Below are 19,708 nucleotides of genomic sequence, written 5' to 3' on the forward strand. Positions count from 1 at the left end.
CCTGTTGTTACTGCGCTCATTGCAGGCCGTTATTTCCCGGCCCAACCTGGAGAAACCTCGCATGTCAGTTATTGGTGACTTGAAATAAGCATTAATTAATTGAAATAAAAGGATTTATTTCTTTCAGTGTCCACACATTGACCACATCAACAACAAGCCCCGTTTTACGGGGCTTGTTGTTATAAGTATTGTCCCCTATCTTTAACCACTCTGTGCAACCAATGCACAGAGCAAAAATAAAAGGATTAATAAATCAGGAGATACCTCATGAAAAAGTGCACATGCGCACTGTTGTTATTAGCTTCATTCTGCGCTTCTGCCCAGTCAATAAATCACTCAGTCCTGCAAAAATCGCTCAAGCCGTGGCACCCAATAATCTTTTCGGAAAATGGTGGTGTCATCCGGCTAACAATGAACGAAGACCGTGTAAACAATGAGATCTATGAATCGGTCATATCAATGGGGGTATGCACCCCGCTATGGTTTGAGGCAAAGAAAACTGCATATCTCAACAAAATAAAAGAGATACATGTATTAAACCGAAATAACCGCTCTGGGTTTATTTTTGAAAACCCGAAATCTTCTTGTGAAGAAGTTGGCCAAGCAAAAGGTGACGGAGGTAAGATCGTTATCGCTGCCCATACACACAGCAATTAAAACAACTTTGCCAAGCCCCGCAATCATTCTGTGGGGCTTCTGTTTTACAACGCCATATTCAACTGTTCCGGCCCATAACGCGATGCGGGGAAAACGTCTTCGGAATAAAGTCAGACGGTGACGGGGTTTCCTATGATTGCAGTTGATGATTTATTCCAATGAAATATATAGCACTCAAATCAATAAGCCCCATCACACCACCAAAAATCCATTATTTACATATAGCTTCTTTGTAATTAATACTTACCTGCCATCTGGCACGATTATCACAAAATAAGGAGAACACTGTGTATAAATACAAAATGGTTCAAATTCCACCGAATATTATTGTCAACGCTAGAAAAGTCGATAAAGACAATGCCGCCGCACATTATCTGGAGCAGGTCGTAAACGAAAAGGCTGAAGACGGATGGGAGTTTCAGCGGATTGACACCATTGGCGTTGAAGAACAACCCGGCTGTGCCTCACTCCTTTTTGGCAAAAAAAACGGGCCCGTTAATTACTATGTAATCACATTTCGCAAAGAGGCATAGCATGTTGGCCTGGCTGAGTATAAAGATGATTGGGCTTTATCGTAGTCTTGCGCCTGATTCCATTAGGGGGAGATGCAGATATAAGCCGACATGCTCAGCGTATGCTATTTCTGTGATTAGACGTCATGGTTTCTTAAAAGGGTGGAAACTGGCGTTGGAGAGGATCAGCAGGTGTAGGCCGCCTTACGGGGGCCGGGATTTACCGCCCTTATAATCTCTAATAGCCAAAAGCCCCGCAATCATCCTGCGGGGCTTTTGTTTTACAACGCCAGATTCAATTGATCCCGTCCGTAATGCGAAGCCGGAAAGGCGTCCTGTGGGATAAAGTCAGGCGGTAGCGGGTCTTCCCGTGTACGCTTTGATACGCGCCGTTCTACCGTGTTGAGGGTGGTAAATGTCTCGCTACATTCCAGGTTTTGGCACTGGTGATACTGCCGGATGGTGATATCGCTCAGGCGGCGACTGGTACGGGTGCGGGCCATTGCCCCGCAGAAAGGACATCTGAACATAATGGCTCCCCTGTGGGAGTTGAACTCGCCGCCATTTTATTCACTTTCTGCTATCCAGTCAGGGATTTTTGCTTCCAGCTCCAGACGGGTGGTAAAGCCGTTGCCATCAATAACGTGTTCCGCGCGGGCGATAATCCAGTCCTGATTGTCGATATCCGGTTTAAAGCCGCTTACTGTCAGGTGCATTTCGGGATACAGCTCAGCACGGCCACGTGCCAGGGTAATCGAAAATTCAGCGGCGCCGCGTTGCAACTGGCGCCATTTAGCCGCCGCGGCCCGCTTGGCGACCTCTTCATTCTGGTAGGTTTTGCGCAGCACGAACACGTTACCTTCTGCGCCGGTGATGTAATCACCTTCGCGGCTGCTGCTCTTCTCTTTTTTGGGTTTGGGCTTTGTCCGGCGGCGCTTCACGCTGACCTTTTTCTTTTTACCGAATTTCAAGTCCAGCCAGTAGGCGCGCACGCCGGTATAGGCATCCCGATCCGCAATGCGGAAGCGGTGGCCGTCGCCGCTGCTGCGGGTAAGGCTGGCCGACGGCAGCGCCTTGCCGGACGCCGTCACACCGCCGCCGGGCAGGATAAACAGCAATGTGCCATTTTTTATGGTGGCAATCGCCCCCAGTTGCTCAGCCATCCGGGTCAGGAATGACATATCGCTCTCTTCGGTCTGGTCAGCGTGATCGATGTCAATATTCATCAGCATGTCGCTGATTTGCGCCTTCATCCCGTAGCGGTGCGCAATCGCCGATACGACACGCTCTACCGTCACGTCATGCCAGGAAACCTCCCGTTTCACGTTGAACTCTTCCCGAAAATCCGCGCTTCTGGCCGTCACGCCCAGCACATCGGGCGGGCCTTCGTGGGAAATCTCATCCACGGTGTACAGCCCTTTGTAAGTCAGCGCTTCCCCCTGCCAGCCGATGGACAGTGCAATCTGGGCGCCACGCGGCGGCAGTTCTACACGCCCGTCACTGTCGTCTATCGACAGCGTGAGCTGGTCGGCCTCAAAGCCACGGTTGTCGGTCAGCGACAGCGAGATCAGCCGGTCGCTCAGTTCCTTCAGTGATTTGCCGCCCAGCGTAATGCTGAAGGCCGGGCTTTTTACCGCCTCGGTCAGTGCGTCATCGTAGCGCTTCGCTGCGCCGATAAGTGAGTCAGCCAGTTCGGTGATAGCCATCGTTTCCCCCTGTTTTTGCCGCATGATTTCACGCGCACGCGTGGGGAAAAATGGCTTTTTGTTGTCGCCGGGCGGCCAGACCCGTCAGCGCGTGAGTACGCGACGGATATCAGGGATTATCGCCATGAACTCAATAACGTAATGGTGGCGAACATGTCCGAGACACGTTTCCACGGTGTGCGCGTTCGTGAAAATACCGACCTGGTAACCGCAATCAATGACATTGATTCAAATGTGATTGGCGTGGTGGCCGTGGCGGATGATGCGGACGCAGACACCTTTCCCCTGAATACGCCGGTGTTGATCACACGGGTGAATAGCGTGCTGGGCAAAGCGGGTAAAACCGGCTCGCTCTACAAGACGCTGAAAGCAATTGCTGACCAGACCAGCCCGAAAGTGATCGTGGTACGGGTGGCAGCAGCAACCGAAGGCGGCGACAAAACCCAGTCCCAACTGATTATTGGCGGGACGGCGGCGGACGGCAGTTACACCGGCATGTATGCCTTGCTGACGGCGGAAGCGAAGGTCAATTACCGGCCGCGCATTCTGGCGGTGCCAGACTATGACACCGCCGAAGTGACGTCAGCGCTGTGTGTGATTGCGCAGAACCTGCGGGCGTTTGTCTACGCCGGTTGTCACGGCTGCATCACGATGGCGGAGGCCATCACCTACCGCGCGCAGTTTGCCTACCGTGAGCTGATGCTGATCTGGCCGGATTTCATCGCCTACAACCCGCAGGCCGGCAGCAATGAAACGTTCCCGGCGCCGGCGTATGCCTGCGGCCTGCGCGCAGCGATTGATAACGATCAGGGCTGGCATAAGTCGCTGTCGAACGTGGCAGTGAATAACGTGTTGGGCATCTCGCGGGACGTGTTCTGGTCACTTCAGGCCGAAGACAGCGACGCCAATGAACTCAACAACCAGGAGATCACCACGCTGATTAAGCGTAACGGGTTCCGCTTCTGGGGCAACCGCACCACCGACACCCATGATTACCTGTTTGAGGTGTACACCCGTACCGCACAAATCCTCGCCGACAGTATCGCGGAGGCGCAGTTTGAAGCCGTGGACGAACCACTGACCCCGGCCAACGTGAAAGACGTGGTGAACGGCATCAACGGCAAGCTGAGCGCGCTGGTCACGGCGGGCAGGCTGATCGGCGGGGAATGCTGGTTTGATATTCAGGATAACCCCACAACCGGCCTGCGGCAGGGCCAGGTGCGCGTGCGTTACAAGTACACGCCGGTGCCGCCGCTGGAAGACCTGACGCTATATCAGACCTTCACCGATGACTATTTTGACTCCGCGTTCTCGTCGCTGGGAGGTGTGTAAATGTCCGTTCCGCATAAATTGCGCCTGTTCACCTGCTTTGTGAACGGTAACAACCAGATCGGCAAGGTCACGTCCGTCACGCTGCCAAAATTGACCCGCAAGACAGAGGACTTTCAGGGCGCAGGCATGATTGGCTCGGTGGCCGTCGATCTCGGTATGGATTCTGGCGCGCTGGAAGCACAGATGGTCGTCGGCGGCATGGAGAAAAAGCTGTTGCTGGAATACGGCGGCGATATCGATAACGTTCGCCTGCGCTTTGCGGGGGAATACTACACCGACGGCGACAGCCAGCTTGTCGAAGTGGAAATGCGCGGGCGTATTACCGAGATTGACGGCGGCGAGTCCAAGCAGGGCGAAGACACGTCCGTTACCTATGCGCTGAAAAACACCTATTACAAGCTGTCGATTGACGATCAATCGGTGCTGGAAATTGACCTGCTGAATTTCATCTACAAGAAAAACGGCAAAAACATCTACCCGGATCGCATCACGTCTGCGCTGGGGCTGGGTAACTGAACAACCTGAATCATGGCGGCCATACCAGCCGCCCGGAGCCTGTCACCATGAACACACCGAACAACAACACCGTAACCCTGGCGACGCCTATCGTGCGTGGCGACAACACTATCAGCCAGGTGACCATTACCGACGATATCAAACAGGCTGGCTCATTGCGTGGCCTGCGACTGGTCAACGTCCTGAATATGGATGTGGATTCCATCACCACCCTGTTAACACGCGTTACCTCGCCAAAGCTGAAGCTGGCTGAGATTAACGCGATGGATACCCGCGATTTCATGCGACTGGCGGAGGCCATCACGCCTTTTTTAGTGCATGCGGAGCCTGGCGAGCCGAACGCGGAGGCGACGGAGGAAGCGTAACCGTCTTGCAGTTCGACCAGATAGATGATCTGGTCGCTGATATCGCCGTTGTTTTTAACTGGCCGCCCTCTGAACTGTTCAGCATGGATCTGGGCGACGTGATAGCCTGGCGCGCGCGGGCGGCTATCCGAAGTGGAGCCAGTGAAGCCGATGAAAAGCCTTGATATCCGCGTAGCCTTCAGTGCTATCGACCGGCTGACCCGCCCGGTCAACGCCGCCCGCCAGAGTGCGGGCGGTTTGTCTGAATCCCTCAAACGCACCCAGGCCGCGATTAAGGATCTGGACAATCAGTCCAAGACCTTCAACCGCCTGCGCGACAGCGTACAAAAGACCTCACGCAAGATTGATGAAGCCAGTCGCAGCCTGGACGGGATGAAAAAGGCCCAGCAAAGCGGCACCGTGCTGACCGATAAGCAACGGGAGCACATGGCTGCACTGGCTGCCAAACTGGAGCGGCTGAACATCACCCGCGATCAGGAAATGGTGAAACTACGCGCCGTATCGCAGGCGCTACGCGGTCACGGTGTGTCGCTTATCGGCAGCAATGCCACTATTCAGAGCGCCATCCGGCGCACCGAACAATATACCCAGACACTGGAGCGAGAGCGGCGGCAACTGGCCGCCGTTACACAGGCACGCGCCCGTTATGAACGCATGCAACAGACGGCAGGCAAACTGCGCGGCAGCGGCACGATGGCAGTGGCGGGCGGTGCGGCAGCCGGATACGCCGGCGGGCAGTTTCTGGCCCCGGCGGTCGGGTTTGATGAAGAGATGTCACGCGTTCAGGCGCTGACCCGGCTGGATAAAGGCGATCAGCAACTGGCGGCCCTGCGGGCGCAGGCCAAAAAACTCGGTGCGGAAACGGCGTTCACCACCCGCGATGCGGCCAGCGGGCAGGCGTTTCTGGCGATGGCCGGGTTTACGCCGCAGGCCATTCAGGCGGCATTGCCGGGCGTGCTGAATATGGCGCTGGCCGGTGGCATGGAACTGGGCGAAACCGCCGATATCGGGTCAAACATTCTTTCACAGTTCAATCTGGATGCCAGCCAGATGGATCGCGTCAGTGACGTGCTGACCGGTGCGTTTACTCGCACCAACACCGACCTGTTCAGCCTCGGCGAAACCATGAAATACGCCGGGCCAGTGGCGGCATCGCTGGGGATTAGCCTGGAATATGCGGCGGCGATGGCCGGTATGCTGGCGAATAACGGTATTCGCGGCAGTGATGCCGGTACCGCCATGCGTGCCAGTCTGGCCCGTCTGGCTTCACCACCGAAAGCGGCAGCGGAGGCGTTAAAAGAGCTGGGCGTGTCGGTAGCTGACGCCAAAGGCAAGATGCGGCCGATGCAAGACGTATTACGTGATCTGTACAAGGCGACCCAAAAATACGGCCAGGTCGATCAGGTGTCTTTCTTCAAGGATATTGCTGGGGAGGAGGCCTTTGTCGGCCTGCAAACACTGGTACAGGCGGCAGGCAGTGGCAAGCTGGATAAGTTATTCCAGGAGCTGTTAAAAGCCAAAGGTGAGTCCACGGCCGTCGGTAAAAAGATGGCGGATAACCTGGGTGGCGATTTGAAAAACCTCGACAGTGCCTGGGAAGGGTTTCGAATTCAGGTTGAGGAGACGGCAGACGGGCCGCTGCGCAGCCTGACGCAGGGGTTAAGTGACGTGATCACCAACGTGAGCGCCTGGGTGAAAGAAAACCCCAGGCTGACGCAGACGCTGTTACTGGCTGTCGGCGGTGCGGCGGCATTCGCGGTGGCGATCGGTGGCACCTCGCTGGCAATCGGCCTGCTGATGGGGCCGCTGGCTAAGCTCCAGCTCGGCTTTTCACTGCTGCTGGGCGCACGGGGCGTCGGTGGCGCGGTGTCGCTGTTTTCCGGGTTAAGCAGCCTGCTCGGCGGGCCGATGGCACGCATAGGTGGCTGGCTACAGCTTTTCTCTGGCAGCACAGGCCGACTGACCGCGACACTGACCCCGCTGCGTGGCATGTTACTGGCCGTGTTTACCTCGCCGGTGTCGGTATTGGGTTCACTGGTCAGGGGCGTAGGCGGGCTGTTGTTGCGGCTGAGCGGCCTGCCTGCGCTATGGAGCCTGATCACCGGCGCTGTCTCGGTGTTAGGCGGCGTGCTGTCGCTGCTGTTAAGCCCGATCGGGTTGATTGGTACGGCGTTTGTGGCGGCAGGGCTGCTTATCTGGCGATTCTGGGAGCCTATCAAAGCGTTTTTCAGCGGGATGTTTACCGGCATTGTTATCAGCCTTGGCCCCATTCGGCAGGCGTTTACGGGCCTTGCTCCCGTCTTTGATGTGATTGTGTCGGCCGTGTCTCGCCTGTGGGATCGATTTAAGCAGCTCTTTGACCCTATCCAGACCACAAAGAAGACGCTGGATGACTGCGCGATCGCAGGCTATGGATTCGGAAAGGTGCTGGGTTCGGCGCTGGAAATGCTGTTATTGCCGCTGCAAAAGCTGATGGAGGGGGTCGGCTGGGTGCTGGAAAAGCTCGGTTTAATCCCATCCGGGCTGGATGCGGCACAGAAAAAAGCCGATCAGTTGAAAGGCGAACTGACGCCGGAAGGGAAAGACCGGTTGCAAGGTCTGGTTGCTAACCTGACCGGCGACCTGAAAGGGGCCACCACGGCACCACCACCTGCGCCCAAGCCACCCCTGACCGGGGACAGCGGCACCCAGCGCCGTTTGCAGAAGATTGCCGACAACACCGGCGGCGTGCTGGAAGAAACCAAAAAACGCATCGGCCCCGGCGATATCGTTTTCAAAAACCTGCCGAAAGCGCTGGCTGTGCGTGGCGAATGGCAGGAAGCCCGGCTTACTGGCGGCACACCTTCTGCCCCTTCACAGCCAGCCCAGACCATGCAGGCGCTCAGCGACCGCCCCGCCGTGGTCGCGGCGACGCAGCCCGTCAAACAGGCCGACGCCTCCCCGGTCAGTCGTCCGGCGGCCAGAACACCGGCGGCGGGTGGTTTCAATGGGGAAATCCATATACACCTGCACGGCGTTGAACGTCAGGACGCCCGCGAGCTGGGCCGCATTGTGGCCGATGCGGTCAGTGCCGAGCTGGCCCGCCGTGATCGGCTTCAGCGCGGCAGTTTCAGAGACAGAGAGTAAGGGGAAAAATCGATGATGATGGTGTACGGGTTGTTTGTGTTTGAGCTGCAAACGCTGCCTTACCAGCAGCTTCAGCAGTCGCGCGCCTGGCGGCATGTGAAGAATGAGCGGATTAACCGCTCCGCGAAATGGCAATACATCGGCGCCGGGGAAGATCAGATCACGCTAAGCGGTGTGTTGTATCCGGAAATTACCGGCGGCGAGGTGTCGTTAACCGCGTTGACCACGCAAGCCTACAGCGGCCGCCCCTGGCCGTTGATTGACGGCACCGGGCAGATTTACGGTATGTACGTGCTAACCGGTATGCAGACCACGCGCACAGAGCTGAATCGCTACGGAAAGGCAAAGAAGATTGAGTTTTCGCTGAGTTTTCAGCGCTGTGATGAAGACCTGCGGGAGAAACTGCAATCCTCATCCTTTAGCGACATGATGGACAATGCGCGCAGCAGTGCAACCAAAGCGATGAATACCGTCAGCACGGCCATGACGGACACTGTCAACACGTTGAAAGGGCTGGTTTAACGGCCCTGTCTAAACAGGGCCGAATAAGTCAGGATGAGGGAATTTCCGGCCAGTCGATATCCGGCGCGGCGCCGGTGTCGATGCGTGACAACTGCACCAGATAGGTTTTCCATTCAGTCAGCACTGCCCGCTCCGCCTCGGTCGCCATAGCCAGATCAACCGCGTAACTCAATTCAGCAATTCGCGCCGTCGCCGTCGCTTTACGTGCTGACAGTTCCCGCTGCGCCGCTGCTGTTGCCGCTGCCTGTTTCGCGGCGGTGTCTGTTACCCATGCGGCGCCGTCCCACGTATCGTACGCTGTTGCCGGCGCCAACAGCGTCAGCTCATCCGGCAACTCACCGAGCGTTGTCACTGTTTGTTGCTGCCCGTCCGCCGTGCGATACACCGTCTGCCCGCGATAATCCGGCACATGCTCCCATTCCTCGCCGTCAACGCGGCGCCGCAATGCCTGACCCGCCGGCGGCAGGTCGGGCGCGTCGGCGTAACTATCAGCGGGTAACCCTGTGCCGACCATCAGGTATTCATAGCTCGCGCCCGTATACTCGCGCGTCAGCGGATCAACATGGTAAACAGTCAGCCAACCCGCACGCTCAGCCAGTCCGTTCTGACCCAGCGCGGCGCCTTTTACAGCAACAGAATATTTCTCATTCATTATGCAGCTCTCACGATGTAGTTAAATGCGACGTTGCGGGGGCGTACCGTTATCCAGTTCACGCCGCCCGAAAATACGGTATTGCTCGCCGTACCTGAAACCCCGTTGTCTCTGCCGGCGCCACCAGCCATTAGCGTGCCATTGGGGTAACCCTGGTTAGTAAAATTTACGGTGTTTACTGAACTGTCAGCATCGGCATAGCCGATGCCCACGTATACCCCAGCGCTGTCTGCATCGCTGCCGTTGTAGTCCATTGCCCCCGTTCGTAATCCGGTCGCCGCCTGCTTACTGGCAATACCTCGACCACCATCTACACCGCGATCGTCATCCCAGCCACGAAGAAACTCGCCGCGCAAATCCGGCAGCGCGCCCGATGGATACGCCGCCGCCAGTTTCGGATAGAGCGATTTGTCAAACGACTGACCGTTGCATTTAAGCCAGCCCGCCGGCGCCGTAGCCTGCGGCCAGGGTAGCGGTATGCCTGTCACCACACTATTGATTTCAGACCGCACAAACGCGGTAGTCGCAATTTGAGTTGTGTTTGTCCCAGAGGCGGCAGTGGGAGCCGTCGGCGCCCCTGACAGCGCTGGCGAAACCAGCGTCAACCCAGAGGCGTACTGAATCGAGAGCGATCCCCCAATGACATCCCATTCGCCATTTCCGCGCGATATCAACTCAATGCCCGCGCCCGGCGGCAGCGAAATGCTGGATACAGACCCGGCGACGGCACCGCCATAAATAATATCTGATCCAGCGCTGGCTATCGTTTGGGCTACCGTCGAGTAATTAATGAGCCGGATAGTCTGGCCGAGGGCAACGGTTGAACCACCCGGCAGCGCGGTGGTAAACGTCGCGCCGCCGGTCATGTAGACAAGCGCGCCGGCTGCTGAGGCCGTGAGCGCGTTCGAACTGGAAACCGAATGGACGCTGGCGATAGCCCCCTTCGCTGCCTGTAGCGCGGCCATCGTTGCGATCTGTGTTGTGGTTACGCCGAAACTCGCCGTCGGCGCAGTCGGCGCGCCAGTCAGCGCCGGGCTGGCTATCGGCGCGTACTGCGGGTGAGGATTAGCGGCGGACAGGTGCGCCGTCATCAGGCTGTCTGTGTAGGCGCCGGCCTCGCTCTTGGCACCACTTGCCCTCGAATCCGCATAATCCTTCACCTCACTTTTGACACCGTTCACCTGTGCATCGGCATAGGTTTTCGCCTCGCTTTTGGCTCCGCTCGCCTGCATATCCGCATAGGATTTCGCCTCGATGATCTTGCCGTCGGTGTACGCCCGCGTCGCCAGCACTACCGACGGGTCGATTTTCAGCGTTACCGCGTCGGTACTGCTGACAATCAAGATCATGCGCACCGTCTGCACCCGGCCAGAGCCTTCCTGTAGCTGCGGCTTGTAGGTTTCCGGGCAGTTGGCGACGGCAATCAGATTGCCGTTGGCGTCATACAGACCGATTTCACGAATCCACCAGCCGCCTTCATCCTCCGGTATCACCTGTTCGGCAATAATCTGACTAGGGTTTGCCGGGTCAACGCTCAGGGAATTGAGCGGCGCCCGGCGGCGCTCATTGACCAGTTTGGTTTGCGCCGGATCCGGGGTCGGCAGGGTGCCGCCGCCATCGCCCAGCGCCATTTGTGTAATCGGTAGTTGCCGCCCGAGCGCAGTGGCGTTTGCCAGCAACGCCGTGCCGGTGTTAGTCAGGATCGCATAGTATTTGGTTGTCATGCGCTTACGCTCACATTGTCAGATAGATGCACCACTGCCCCGCGCACGTCAGCACCGGCGGTGGTAATAGTTTCGGGGAAATAGGGGTAGACGGTCAGCGCATCGCCGCTGTATTGCCCGGCGTGGACTGGAATCACACCCTGACTGTCGAGGTGGATAGCCAGCCCCAGCAGGTGACGGCTCACCGGTTTGGCATCGGCGATCAGCCGCTCCAGCTCCAGATACGTTTCGGCGGTGATGCCAGCATCCTGCACGCCGATATCCAGCCGGAAGGTACCGGGCGTGCCGCCGGTCTGCCACCACTCGGTAATGCGGATCAGGTAGCCAAACGGCTCCACCACCCGGCGCAATGCCGCGATGGTGCCCTTCTGGCGGTGTACCAGCCATGCCGCCTTGATCACCTGACGTTTGGTCTGTTCTGACCAGCGCTTATCCCAGCGGTCAACCGACAGCGCCCAGGCGAGGTACGGCAGTAATTGTGTCGGGCAGCGCTCGGCGTCCCATAACGTATCCAGATCGACCGCTATCTCATTCAGGTGTTGGGTTGAGCTGGCGACGTGGCGCATAAAGTCGCTGGCTGACGGGGGCAGCAGGCTGTTACTCATCGCTGCCGCCCTCGGTGACAGTGAACCCGGTGCAGTACGCTGCCTGCGTGTCGCTGATCACGATGTCTTGCGCCGGTTCCAGCAGCTCGACACGTTGCACCCCTTGAACATGCAACGCCGCCATGATGGCCGAGCGAGCCACATCACGCCCGATGCGCCCCTGCACACTGAGCCATGACCGTAACGCCTGCTGCGCTGCCTGCTGGATCGGTTCTGACTCCGGCCCCGGATAGCGGTACAACACCGCTGTAATGGCATAACGTACAATTTCGGCACTTTGCACCGTCAGGCGGTCACCGACCGGGCGTTTATCGTCAGCAGACAGCGCAGCATCAACCGCCGCCAGCAGGTCAGCCGAGGCGCTGCCGTCACCCTCGGCGGATAACACCGACACCACCACCGCCGCCGGGGACGGGCTGATCGCTTTGGCATCCGCTACCTTGCCGCTGGCACTTTTGGCGAAATACTCATACGCGCCGGTTGGCCCGGCCACGCTCAACCCTTCAAAGGCCGCCTGCGTTCGCAACCGTAGCGCGCTGTCGCTTTCCATCACCGCGTCGGCGGTGTCGGTTGCTTCGATGATGGTCAGCCGGGCGGTGTTCAGGTTGGCCGCCAGATTATCCAAATCGGATGACACGGCATGACTGAGCAAGCAGGCTTCCGCGCCTTCGTTAATCCGCTGGCGTAACATCATTTCCCGATAGGCGATCACCTGCGCTATCACGGTTAACGGCTCGGATTCCAGCGCCAGCGCGGCAGTCACTGACGCCTGCTGAACGGCCGGAAAGGCGGCAATCATCACCGCCTTCACGTCCTGAAGGATGACTTCGAAGTCCAGCACTTCAATGATTTGCGGCTGGGGTAACTGTGATAAATCAACCGTTGCCATCACTGTCACTCCTGAGCGTAATGGCAGCGTTGGCCGCCTGCATCGTTTCGGTAATCAACCCCGATAACGCCACGTCTACCGCTCCCGATGCTGAATAGCGAATATCGACGGCATTCAGCGAGATACGCGGCTCCCAGCGCGTCAGGGCGATAACAGCCGCACTCATCAACTGAAGCCGCGTAACAGCGTTCTGCGGCGCATCCAGCAGGTCAGGGATCAGGCTGCCGTAATCCCGGCGCATCACCCTGGATGCCAGCGGCGTAGTCAGAATGTCGCGCACCGACTGCCAGAGCTGATCGGCATCGGTCAGGGTGCCGGTGCCATGCGGATTCATGCCGGTATAGGTCGCGGTCATTGTGTGCCACTCGTCCAGCTACCGCCGGGCTGAATGCCGCCGTGGCGGTGGTTATCCACCTGGACGCCGTTAGAGGTCATCGCGCCGTCAGAATGCGCCACATTACCGGCCAGGGTGCCGCCGTGGGTGATCTCCACGGTGCGGGCCTTCAGGTGTTGAGTGCATTCCACCACCGGCGTGTTCAGCGTGACGCTGACTGAGGCCACCACGTTAACGGTTTTCATACCGGTTGCTTCCAGCGCACCGGCGGCGGCGTCATACCGAAACCGGGCACCGTCCGGCGCGGTGATCACGATTTCCTGCAAGCTGTTGCCCGGCGCCGGGTGGGCCTCACTGAACAGGCTGCCGATAATCACGGCGGTTTCCGGGTTACCGCCAAGGCAGCCCAGCCACACCTGTTCCCCGACGGCGGGCGGGATCCAGACGTTAAACGCCCCGGCGCGCGTGGTGTTCCAGCGCAGCCAGTCAGTGAGCAATTCACCGCTCTTAACGCGCACCCGCCAGCTTTCCGGGTCAACCGCCGTGACGACGCCGACACGCAACACGTTTTCCAGTAATCGCATCAGTTCAGCACTCATGTGGCGGCACTCCCCAGACTGTTGATCACCGTGTCCTGGATCAGACGCTCATCAGCTAGGGAGATCCCCAGCAGTTCACGCACCGGGTAGCGGGCGAAAGCGCCCGACCCGACCTTGTCACGCTCGCCGTACTGATGCACGCGGGCGATACGGGCGGCAATGCCATCAAAGCCGACGCTGGCCCCGTCGGTATCGGCCTGCATTTTGAGAAAACGATAACCGCGCAGGCGTTGAAACATCGGGGCTTTCTTGCTGGTCGTGCGGCGCACGGCCTGCGTGTTGATCTCGATATAACGCTCAATATCGCTGCGGTAAAACGTGCGGATGGCATTGCGGTCTTCATCAAAGCCGGTGATTGTGCGGCCGTATTTTCCCCGGCCGCCGTGCCAGTTTTTCAGGTGGCGCACCTGGCCTTCCCAGACAAAAATCATTCCCTGCTGCGAGCGCAACACCTTGCGACGGCGGGTCGCATAGGCCGAGCCGTCCGGGTTCTTCTGCGCCCGGATGCGCTGCTGCTGACTGCGTCGCAGCGCCTGCCCGACCTGACGGGCTGTTTTCAGCCGCCCGGCGGGTGACAGACCTGAAAGGATGTCATCAAACACCTGATCCAGTGCGTGAAACAGGTTGTCCGTCATGTCGCTGTCTCCCCGGTGGCATCGTCAAGCACCGCATCCCATACCCCGCCGGTGAGGCGCGGACGAGGTTCAGGCAGATGTTCAGCACGCAGGATGCCGTTATCGTCCCGCGTGACCCTGACCCGCTCGCGCACCGGGATTTCAAACAGAATGTCAGCGCTGTCGTCGTTGTTGATAAGCGTAGTGAATTTCACCTCGCGGTTCTTTTGCGGGTTCAACAGCAGGTCAGGCTGGTTCTGCCACAGCCAGGCCATCAACGGTAAGGTGAAATCGTCGATATCGCCGGTGAAGTTCATCACGAACAGCACCAGCGAGTAGCGGTACAGAAACGACGGCGTTTCCCCGGTGGTTTCAATGCCGCCTTCTTCGACAAATACCGTGAAGGCTTCCGGGTTGGCCCGGCACCAGGTATTGGATGCCGTCAGCGCATCGCGCAGCGAGTCGGTTTTCAGCATGAGCATTCCCCTATGGTGTGGTGGCGGCGTCCTTCAGGCGCTGAAGGCGACGCAGGTATAAATCGTTGATGGCGGCCTTGTCTGCATTGCAGGTGTCCAGCGCATCCAAAAGCTGATCACTCCAGAGCGCGACCGCGCCCCAGGTCACCGGTGTTTTCAGTACGGGCGTCGGTGTGGGTGCCGTCAGGCTGGGCGGTACCGGGTCGTGCAGTATCTGCACGCTGGACGACGGCGGCGCGTTTTTGCAGGCTGTCGCTGACAGCAACAGGCACCACAGTGTTAGCGCACGTATCGGGCTGCATCCCCTCACGCATCTTTTCACGGCGTTCTTCCCCTTCGGCATAACGCTGTTGCTCACGCTCGCGCACCTGCGCCAGCACGTTTCTTGCATCGTCAGCCAGTGCCCGGACTTCGTTTAATAGCTCGCGCTGTTGTTGGGCGCTGTCGGTCAGTGCCTCGGTATGTGCCCGGTCGATGCCGCGCTGGTAGGTTTGCCAGAGCACGCCACTGACGGCCAGTACCAGCAGCACGGCAAGGGTGGCGGTCAGCTTCATGGCGTACCCGCCAGATCGCGCAGGCACCAGGCTTTAAAGTCGCTGCGCCGATTGACCAGCCCGGTTGAGCGCTGGCCGCCGCTGTTGACAAAATCGGTCAGCCGCTCACACATCGCGGGCCATTCCTGCGCCTGCGCGTGTTTCCAGATGGTGGTGCGCTGCTTGCTGCCCTGTCGGTTGGTAAACCACATCAGGCCGCTGCAACCGAGGTTAAACGCCGTGTCGGTCATGGCTTCAAACGCCGATTGCGGCATGGCGGCGCCGTTAAAATTGCCGTTGACGCAGTTCTCTGCCCGCTGCATGTCGTTGACCCAGCGGCGGGCGATCTCGTCATTGCTGTATGGCCGGTTTTGCACGTTGCCGGTAGAGCCAATGCCCACCGTCAGCACGCCGGCGGGGCAGTAATACGGCGACGCCCGGCAGTCTTCCCAACTGGCCGTTTTCTGCTGTGCTTCCGGCGACGTGCGCAGTGTGCCGGGGGACAGCGTGACGCCGAGCGCCACGATCAGCGCAATCGAACAGCGTTTAATCGCGGTTTTCATCGTCAACGTCACCCTGATGCAAAATGGCCACCGCACGGCGCTCCGACGTATTCAGCGTGCGGCGCTCGGACTGCTGTAAAATCTGCTCAATCAGTTCATTGCGGCGTCGTTGTGCGCGCTCAATACGACGCCGGAACAACCAGGCGCGCCATGCGGTGACAACACCGATGACCAGGCCCGCCAGCGCGACTTTTTCACTGACGGTCATCACCCCGATGCCGGTCACCATCACGGACAGGCCATAGGTCACCCCATCATTGAGGCGCTGAAGATCGTTTAATCCCATAACTGCACCGTTTCCTGTTCTGTCTGACGGGGAATATCAGGCAGCGTGATAGCCTGCCCGGCCGTCAGAAACATCTGGCGGCTTAACCCCGGATTGGCGGCGATCACCTGCTCGGTGACGCCGGCGGATGTGCCGTAATGGCGATAACAGAGCAAGTCCACCGTATCGCCCTGAAGCGCCCGGACCACCATCAGCACAACTCCGCAAAAAGGCGCTGGGCGCCGCGTATATCGGCGATGCTCCAGCGCGCATCACGCCACAAATCGTCACGCTGGCTGTCAAAAGTGTCCGTTGCCTTGTCGCCTTTGGCCGTGGTATCCACATCGCGGTATCCCTCCAGCAGCAAGGCGCGGGCGATGGCATAAACCGCACGCTTGAAGCGGTACACCTTGATGCTTTCGCCGTTGACCTGTCCGGCCGGGACGTCCGCCAGTGCGGCATATCCGGCGGCCTGTTGTGTCTGCTGCCAGCTCGCCAGCTGGTCAGTCACATGCACCACCGCTTCAGTGGTGACGTGCATCAGGCGGGTGGTGGTGATACCGCCGGTGATGCGGGCGGCCAGGCGCAGATCGCGCAGGACGATCACCGGCCAGAAATCCCCAGCGCTGACCGCAGCCGCGCCGTCGTCAATCTCCGGCACGTCGCCGCTGTCGCTGACACGTTTTGGCGCTACCAGGCTCATGCTCAACTCTCCCAAAAGTCAGGCGGTGGGCACCGGGCAAAAAGACCGTATACGGGCAGATCACCCGGCGCGCCGCCTGTCGGACGGGGCCGAAGTCGTTAACGTTTGGCAGACTGACGGGCGGCTTTACTTTTGCCCGTCGTCCGTGTGGTTTTCCGCGCAGTGGTGTTACGCACGGCAGTTTGCCTTGCTGCTGGCTGCGCGGCATCGGTCGGGGTCGCCGGCGTCGTCTCTCCGGCAGGCGGCTCAGTGGCTGCTTCATCGTCGCCGGGCGCGCTTTCTTCCGGTTCGTCACTGCTGGCCGGCATGAGCTTTTTCAACTCCCGCGTCAGCGTGGCGATATCCCGTTTCACCCCCGCGTTCGGATTGCGGGCCATCGCTTCCCGGAACAGTTTCAGCGCCTCGCCTTTGGTTGGCGCATCCACCGCCGCACGGCGTGAGAAGGCACGGGCTTTGCACAGCTTGGCGCGCACTTCGTCCGGCATGTCTTTGCCGTCCACAATCGCGGCCACTTCATCCAGCACGGCGGTGTAACCGCTCAGGTCAGCGCGGTTGTCGGTGGCGGCCAGTGTCAGTACCGGGTTGCTCATCTCCTCGGCAAACAGCGTGGCAGCGTCCCGGTTGAAGCGGTCGGGCAGCACCAGATCGTGACCGATGACGTAGTGGCCCAGCTTCAGCGCTAGCGCGCTATCCTGACAGTCGATCGCCCACACCATCAGGGTGACGATCACCTCATCCTGTCGTCCGCTGTCGCCTTCCAGCGTGCCATCAATCCAGCCGTCGTATTCCGGCAGCATGGTTTTTTTCATCTCCGCTTTGGTGGCGGCAGATTGCACCTGTTTCAGCGTGGCCTGATGCAGGCGCAGGCGGTGAAGGATTTGCTCATGGGCCGTGCGTGACACCTCCGTTTCGGTGTCCGCCTGGCCCCGGCGTTCGGCCATGACCCGCTGAAAATGTCGTTGTGCCGGTGTCAGCATGGTGTGTTCTCCGGTTGGGGCGGAGTGTTACCCCGCCGGGCTGTTACTGGCCGTCGCCTGCGGCCTGCGCAAACTGAATGCCGTCGATCAAGGCCACCTTGCCGTAGTCTTCCACCACAAAGTCATCGTTGGACGACTGGTAGGTGGCTATCCGGTTGTACTCCGGCTCTTCAGCGATGCTGCGGCGCAGCGCCCCCAGTTGGTAGTAAACCGACAGGTTTTTGAACGAGGTGATCAGCACCGCATTGGACGGGAAGTACGGTGCCAGAAAGGTCGGCAGGCCGCCCACACGCTCCTGACTGACAATCAACTGACCGGCCAGCAACTCGGTATTGGGGTTGCTCTGGCTCAGCGCATTGAGGCGCGGGAAATTGCTGGACGTCAGCAGGTCGGACGCCATGATCACCACCAAATCCGGCGCCTTGCGGTGCCACGGATCCAGCAGGCTGTTTTTGGCATCAAACACAGCGGTGTCGAGGTTGCCGTAGGTGCCTTTGGCAATAATCTTGTTGTCTTCGTCGCGGGCGGTCAGCGTGACGTTTTTGATAATGCGGTGCGCTGCATCGTTGCGAGTTTTTTGCAACCAGCCGACGCCGCAATCCTGCAACAACGGATTGGCGCTACGGTTGGATTTCTCGGCATAGGCGGTGCCGTTGAAACCAATCATGATGCGGTCGAGGCCGATTTGCTGTGCATTCGCCTGACTGATCAGCGCCTGAAAGTTCGGCTGCGTCGCCCAGGCATCCAACTGCGGGTAACTGATCGCCGAGTCATAATTCACCTTGCGGCAGTGGTAGGTGTTCGGCTCTTTGGAATGGTTGTCGGTCGGGTTACGGCGGGACGTGCCGTCGCTGCTGTTGTTGGTACTGGCGATCGGCCCCTTGCTGCCGATCAGGATCTTCTGGCCTTCCTGGGCTTTCACGCCAAACACGTTAATTTGTTTCAGGAATTCATCGCTTTCCTGCGCGGCTTGCTCCATGCGCTGCTGGGCAGCCGGTTCGACGCTGAAGGTCATCGCCACGTCATTCGGCTGCACCCCGTTAAGCTGCGCCTGGCGGGAAATGTATTGGTTATAAAGATTACGGGTAGAGTTTTCCATGTTCGCTTGTCTCGCTTAACGGTACTTAAAAGTCAGCCAGTTGCGCGCCGCTGTTGCCGCCACTGGCCGGCGGACGCTGGCTGTAGCTGTTATCCTGCGTCGCCAGCTTCTGCGTGAGCGCGGCCAGCTCGCTGGACAGCGTCTGGATAGTGCGGCTGTCCTGCTGCTGTTGGGTTTTCAGCGTGTTGAAACTGTCCAGCAGGTCAGCATGGGACTGGGCGACGTTCTCCACCGCTTCGCGTACCTGGGAAAACTGTTCACCGTCTGACTTGCGGCCTTTGCCGATAATCCCCATCACGCGGGAAAACCACTGTTTACCCTCGTCGCTGCGCTGTTCGGACAGTTCGACCAGCTCCGCTTCCATCGCTTCGGTAAACATGACCGGCTCACCGGGCAGATTGTTGAATGCCTGCACCTGTGCCCGTTGCTGTGCAGTGAATTTCAGGCGATCGGTGCCCAGGCTGGCCGGGGTATCCGTCATCGCCAGACCGCGCAGATACGGCCTGCCGGTCGCGGCAAACTGCGGATCGATTTCGATACTGGAATAAATCTTTTTCCCTTCGCCGGTGAGCTGTTTCATCCGCTCGGTGGGTTCGATTTCCGCATACAACGCGGCACGGCCTTTCAGCGGGCCGTCGGTAATGTCTTCCGCGCTCAGCGCTTCCACATCGCCCATCGCGCCAAAATCACTGCCCGGATAGGGCGAAAGAATGTGCTCTACGTTAACGCGGGCGCCGTATACCTGCGGGTTGTAGCTTTCCGCCATTGCATAGATTTGGTCGCGTCCGATTTCACGCCCGTCAACGGTGGAACCGGAGACGGCAACCCGGAATTTTTTGCGGGTCGGTTTGGCTGTGCCGCTCATGCCTGTAGTCCTGTCCTGTGGTGTCTGTGACGCCATGATTGCAGAGCCTAACTCCCTGTCTCAACGCGGTTTTG

The 19,708-nt window shown here is 58.9% G+C and carries 28 protein-coding genes; 9 read left to right on the forward strand and 19 right to left on the reverse strand.

Annotated features, from left to right (window positions below; all coding sequences use genetic code 11):
- The first annotated feature begins 267 nt into the window (after nucleotides 1-267).
- From FGI04_RS09260 to yidD, 3 genes are all read left to right on the forward strand, one after another.
- Nucleotides 268-657 carry a hypothetical protein gene (locus tag FGI04_RS09260; RefSeq protein WP_220177877.1) on the forward strand — a complete coding sequence of 130 codons (390 nt, stop codon included), beginning with the start codon at nucleotides 268-270 and terminating at the stop codon, nucleotides 655-657.
- Between the two features lie 287 nt (nucleotides 658-944).
- A complete protein-coding gene (locus FGI04_RS09265; protein WP_038904544.1) occupies nucleotides 945-1,190 on the forward strand; it encodes a hypothetical protein in 246 nt (81 codons plus the stop codon).
- A 1-nt stretch (nucleotide 1,191) separates the two neighbouring features.
- Complete coding sequence (gene yidD, locus FGI04_RS09270) at nucleotides 1,192-1,404, forward strand: membrane protein insertion efficiency factor YidD (protein ID WP_193744846.1); 213 nt, start codon at nucleotides 1,192-1,194, stop codon at nucleotides 1,402-1,404.
- A gap of 46 nt (nucleotides 1,405-1,450) precedes the next feature.
- Here yidD and FGI04_RS09275 read toward each other — a convergent pair whose 3' ends face one another.
- Together FGI04_RS09275 and FGI04_RS09280 are read right to left on the reverse strand one after the other, a co-directional pair.
- Entirely contained in the window at nucleotides 1,451-1,699 is a 249-nt protein-coding gene (locus tag FGI04_RS09275; RefSeq protein WP_026357823.1) for an ogr/Delta-like zinc finger family protein, read from the reverse strand.
- A gap of 36 nt (nucleotides 1,700-1,735) precedes the next feature.
- Nucleotides 1,736-2,875 (reverse strand): phage late control D family tail protein, encoded by a 1,140-nt coding sequence (locus tag FGI04_RS09280; protein WP_407336604.1) that lies wholly within the window; start codon nucleotides 2,873-2,875, stop codon nucleotides 1,736-1,738.
- Nucleotides 2,876-3,028: 153 nt separating this feature from the next.
- On the opposite strand from FGI04_RS09280, the gene FGI04_RS09285 reads away from it, so the two are divergent.
- The 6 genes from FGI04_RS09285 to FGI04_RS09310 are packed head-to-tail and all read left to right on the forward strand — an operon-like array spanning nucleotide 3,029 to nucleotide 8,736.
- Entirely contained in the window at nucleotides 3,029-4,207 is a 1,179-nt protein-coding gene (locus FGI04_RS09285; protein ID WP_216284212.1) for a phage tail sheath subtilisin-like domain-containing protein, read from the forward strand.
- Nucleotides 4,208-4,723, forward strand: a complete 516-nt coding sequence (locus FGI04_RS09290; RefSeq protein WP_350312929.1) for a phage major tail tube protein — start codon at nucleotides 4,208-4,210, stop codon at nucleotides 4,721-4,723.
- A gap of 47 nt (nucleotides 4,724-4,770) precedes the next feature.
- On the forward strand, nucleotides 4,771-5,088 hold the full coding sequence (locus FGI04_RS09295; protein ID WP_407336605.1) for a phage tail assembly protein: 318 nt from the start codon (nucleotides 4,771-4,773) through the stop codon (nucleotides 5,086-5,088).
- 5 nt (nucleotides 5,089-5,093) lie between these two features.
- On the forward strand, nucleotides 5,094-5,252 hold the full coding sequence (locus FGI04_RS09300; RefSeq protein WP_016940976.1) for a GpE family phage tail protein: 159 nt from the start codon (nucleotides 5,094-5,096) through the stop codon (nucleotides 5,250-5,252).
- Entirely contained in the window at nucleotides 5,239-8,214 is a 2,976-nt protein-coding gene (locus FGI04_RS09305) for a phage tail tape measure protein (protein ID WP_407336607.1), read from the forward strand. The genes FGI04_RS09300 and FGI04_RS09305 overlap by 14 nt, the downstream gene beginning before the upstream one ends.
- Before the next feature lie 12 nt (nucleotides 8,215-8,226).
- Complete coding sequence (locus FGI04_RS09310) at nucleotides 8,227-8,736, forward strand: phage tail protein (RefSeq protein WP_042871410.1); 510 nt, start codon at nucleotides 8,227-8,229, stop codon at nucleotides 8,734-8,736.
- A gap of 28 nt (nucleotides 8,737-8,764) precedes the next feature.
- On the opposite strand, the gene FGI04_RS09315 is transcribed toward FGI04_RS09310, so the two are convergent.
- The 17 genes from FGI04_RS09315 to FGI04_RS09395 form a co-directional block, all read right to left on the reverse strand.
- Nucleotides 8,765-9,388, reverse strand: a complete 624-nt coding sequence (locus FGI04_RS09315) for a tail fiber assembly protein (RefSeq protein WP_407336608.1) — start codon at nucleotides 9,386-9,388, stop codon at nucleotides 8,765-8,767.
- Entirely contained in the window at nucleotides 9,388-11,112 is a 1,725-nt protein-coding gene (locus tag FGI04_RS09320) for a phage tail-collar fiber domain-containing protein (RefSeq protein ID WP_407336609.1), read from the reverse strand. Before FGI04_RS09320 ends, FGI04_RS09315 begins: the two co-directional genes overlap by 1 nt.
- On the reverse strand, nucleotides 11,109-11,717 hold the full coding sequence (locus FGI04_RS09325) for a phage tail protein I (RefSeq protein ID WP_407336611.1): 609 nt from the start codon (nucleotides 11,715-11,717) through the stop codon (nucleotides 11,109-11,111). Before FGI04_RS09325 ends, FGI04_RS09320 begins: the two co-directional genes overlap by 4 nt.
- A complete protein-coding gene (locus tag FGI04_RS09330) occupies nucleotides 11,710-12,606 on the reverse strand; it encodes a baseplate assembly protein (protein WP_407336612.1) in 897 nt (298 codons plus the stop codon). Before FGI04_RS09330 ends, FGI04_RS09325 begins: the two co-directional genes overlap by 8 nt.
- Nucleotides 12,593-12,961, reverse strand: a complete 369-nt coding sequence (locus FGI04_RS09335) for a GPW/gp25 family protein (protein ID WP_042860344.1) — start codon at nucleotides 12,959-12,961, stop codon at nucleotides 12,593-12,595. Before FGI04_RS09335 ends, FGI04_RS09330 begins: the two co-directional genes overlap by 14 nt.
- Nucleotides 12,958-13,539, reverse strand: coding sequence for a phage baseplate assembly protein V (locus FGI04_RS09340; protein WP_407336613.1), 582 nt, complete (start codon nucleotides 13,537-13,539; stop codon nucleotides 12,958-12,960). Before FGI04_RS09340 ends, FGI04_RS09335 begins: the two co-directional genes overlap by 4 nt.
- Nucleotides 13,536-14,174: a phage virion morphogenesis protein gene (locus FGI04_RS09345; protein WP_407336614.1), complete on the reverse strand. Its 639-nt coding sequence runs from the start codon at nucleotides 14,172-14,174 to the stop codon at nucleotides 13,536-13,538. The genes FGI04_RS09340 and FGI04_RS09345 overlap by 4 nt, the downstream gene beginning before the upstream one ends.
- Nucleotides 14,171-14,629, reverse strand: a complete 459-nt coding sequence (locus tag FGI04_RS09350) for a phage tail protein (RefSeq protein ID WP_407336615.1) — start codon at nucleotides 14,627-14,629, stop codon at nucleotides 14,171-14,173. The genes FGI04_RS09345 and FGI04_RS09350 overlap by 4 nt, the downstream gene beginning before the upstream one ends.
- Nucleotides 14,630-14,639: 10 nt before the next feature.
- Complete coding sequence (lysC, locus tag FGI04_RS09355) at nucleotides 14,640-14,843, reverse strand: Rz1-like lysis system protein LysC (protein ID WP_434964888.1); 204 nt, start codon at nucleotides 14,841-14,843, stop codon at nucleotides 14,640-14,642.
- Nucleotides 14,746-15,183: a DUF2570 family protein gene (locus FGI04_RS09360; protein WP_407336616.1), complete on the reverse strand. Its 438-nt coding sequence runs from the start codon at nucleotides 15,181-15,183 to the stop codon at nucleotides 14,746-14,748. Before FGI04_RS09360 ends, lysC begins: the two co-directional genes overlap by 98 nt.
- The gene (locus tag FGI04_RS09365) at nucleotides 15,180-15,725 is read right to left on the reverse strand and encodes a lysozyme (protein ID WP_407336617.1); all 546 of its coding nucleotides are present in this window, start codon (nucleotides 15,723-15,725) and stop codon (nucleotides 15,180-15,182) included. The genes FGI04_RS09360 and FGI04_RS09365 overlap by 4 nt, the downstream gene beginning before the upstream one ends.
- Nucleotides 15,709-16,011 (reverse strand): HP1 family phage holin, encoded by a 303-nt coding sequence (locus FGI04_RS09370; protein ID WP_016940962.1) that lies wholly within the window; start codon nucleotides 16,009-16,011, stop codon nucleotides 15,709-15,711. The genes FGI04_RS09365 and FGI04_RS09370 overlap by 17 nt, the downstream gene beginning before the upstream one ends.
- Nucleotides 16,002-16,202, reverse strand: a complete 201-nt coding sequence (locus FGI04_RS09375) for a tail protein X (protein WP_019843877.1) — start codon at nucleotides 16,200-16,202, stop codon at nucleotides 16,002-16,004. The genes FGI04_RS09370 and FGI04_RS09375 overlap by 10 nt, the downstream gene beginning before the upstream one ends.
- The gene (locus tag FGI04_RS09380; RefSeq protein ID WP_350312942.1) at nucleotides 16,202-16,693 is read right to left on the reverse strand and encodes a head completion/stabilization protein; all 492 of its coding nucleotides are present in this window, start codon (nucleotides 16,691-16,693) and stop codon (nucleotides 16,202-16,204) included. The genes FGI04_RS09375 and FGI04_RS09380 overlap by 1 nt, the downstream gene beginning before the upstream one ends.
- A 98-nt stretch (nucleotides 16,694-16,791) precedes the next feature.
- A complete protein-coding gene (gene gpM / locus FGI04_RS09385; protein WP_407336619.1) occupies nucleotides 16,792-17,670 on the reverse strand; it encodes a phage terminase small subunit in 879 nt (292 codons plus the stop codon).
- Between the two features lie 43 nt (nucleotides 17,671-17,713).
- A complete protein-coding gene (locus FGI04_RS09390) occupies nucleotides 17,714-18,769 on the reverse strand; it encodes a phage major capsid protein, P2 family (RefSeq protein WP_407339891.1) in 1,056 nt (351 codons plus the stop codon).
- A gap of 25 nt (nucleotides 18,770-18,794) precedes the next feature.
- Nucleotides 18,795-19,634, reverse strand: coding sequence for a GPO family capsid scaffolding protein (locus FGI04_RS09395; protein WP_407336622.1), 840 nt, complete (start codon nucleotides 19,632-19,634; stop codon nucleotides 18,795-18,797).
- Nucleotides 19,635-19,708: the final 74 nt, after the last annotated feature.

Source organism: Dickeya ananatis (genome assembly GCF_019464615.1).
GTDB lineage: Bacteria > Pseudomonadota > Gammaproteobacteria > Enterobacterales > Enterobacteriaceae > Dickeya > Dickeya oryzae.

Coding starts and splice junctions, on each gene's coding strand:
- FGI04_RS09260 (WP_220177877.1), top strand. CDS start 268: ATGAAAAAGTGCACATGCGCACTGTTGTTATTAGCTTCATTCTGCGCT.
- yidD (WP_193744846.1), top strand. CDS start 1,192: ATGTTGGCCTGGCTGAGTATAAAGATGATTGGGCTTTATCGTAGTCTT.
- FGI04_RS09275 (WP_026357823.1), bottom strand. CDS start 1,699: ATGTTCAGATGTCCTTTCTGCGGGGCAATGGCCCGCACCCGTACCAGT.
- FGI04_RS09280 (WP_407336604.1), bottom strand. CDS start 2,875: ATGGCTATCACCGAACTGGCTGACTCACTTATCGGCGCAGCGAAGCGC.
- FGI04_RS09285 (WP_216284212.1), top strand. CDS start 3,029: ATGTCCGAGACACGTTTCCACGGTGTGCGCGTTCGTGAAAATACCGAC.
- FGI04_RS09290 (WP_350312929.1), top strand. CDS start 4,208: ATGTCCGTTCCGCATAAATTGCGCCTGTTCACCTGCTTTGTGAACGGT.
- FGI04_RS09295 (WP_407336605.1), top strand. CDS start 4,771: ATGAACACACCGAACAACAACACCGTAACCCTGGCGACGCCTATCGTG.
- FGI04_RS09305 (WP_407336607.1), top strand. CDS start 5,239: ATGAAAAGCCTTGATATCCGCGTAGCCTTCAGTGCTATCGACCGGCTG.
- FGI04_RS09310 (WP_042871410.1), top strand. CDS start 8,227: ATGATGATGGTGTACGGGTTGTTTGTGTTTGAGCTGCAAACGCTGCCT.
- FGI04_RS09315 (WP_407336608.1), bottom strand. CDS start 9,388: ATGAATGAGAAATATTCTGTTGCTGTAAAAGGCGCCGCGCTGGGTCAG.
- FGI04_RS09320 (WP_407336609.1), bottom strand. CDS start 11,112: ATGACAACCAAATACTATGCGATCCTGACTAACACCGGCACGGCGTTG.
- FGI04_RS09325 (WP_407336611.1), bottom strand. CDS start 11,717: ATGAGTAACAGCCTGCTGCCCCCGTCAGCCAGCGACTTTATGCGCCAC.
- FGI04_RS09330 (WP_407336612.1), bottom strand. CDS start 12,606: ATGGCAACGGTTGATTTATCACAGTTACCCCAGCCGCAAATCATTGAA.
- FGI04_RS09335 (WP_042860344.1), bottom strand. CDS start 12,961: ATGACCGCGACCTATACCGGCATGAATCCGCATGGCACCGGCACCCTG.
- FGI04_RS09340 (WP_407336613.1), bottom strand. CDS start 13,539: ATGAGTGCTGAACTGATGCGATTACTGGAAAACGTGTTGCGTGTCGGC.
- FGI04_RS09345 (WP_407336614.1), bottom strand. CDS start 14,174: ATGACGGACAACCTGTTTCACGCACTGGATCAGGTGTTTGATGACATC.
- FGI04_RS09350 (WP_407336615.1), bottom strand. CDS start 14,629: ATGCTGAAAACCGACTCGCTGCGCGATGCGCTGACGGCATCCAATACC.
- FGI04_RS09360 (WP_407336616.1), bottom strand. CDS start 15,183: ATGAAGCTGACCGCCACCCTTGCCGTGCTGCTGGTACTGGCCGTCAGT.
- FGI04_RS09365 (WP_407336617.1), bottom strand. CDS start 15,725: ATGAAAACCGCGATTAAACGCTGTTCGATTGCGCTGATCGTGGCGCTC.
- FGI04_RS09370 (WP_016940962.1), bottom strand. CDS start 16,011: ATGGGATTAAACGATCTTCAGCGCCTCAATGATGGGGTGACCTATGGC.
- FGI04_RS09375 (WP_019843877.1), bottom strand. CDS start 16,202: ATGGTGGTCCGGGCGCTTCAGGGCGATACGGTGGACTTGCTCTGTTAT.
- FGI04_RS09380 (WP_350312942.1), bottom strand. CDS start 16,693: ATGAGCCTGGTAGCGCCAAAACGTGTCAGCGACAGCGGCGACGTGCCG.
- gpM (WP_407336619.1), bottom strand. CDS start 17,670: ATGCTGACACCGGCACAACGACATTTTCAGCGGGTCATGGCCGAACGC.
- FGI04_RS09390 (WP_407339891.1), bottom strand. CDS start 18,769: ATGGAAAACTCTACCCGTAATCTTTATAACCAATACATTTCCCGCCAG.
- FGI04_RS09395 (WP_407336622.1), bottom strand. CDS start 19,634: ATGAGCGGCACAGCCAAACCGACCCGCAAAAAATTCCGGGTTGCCGTC.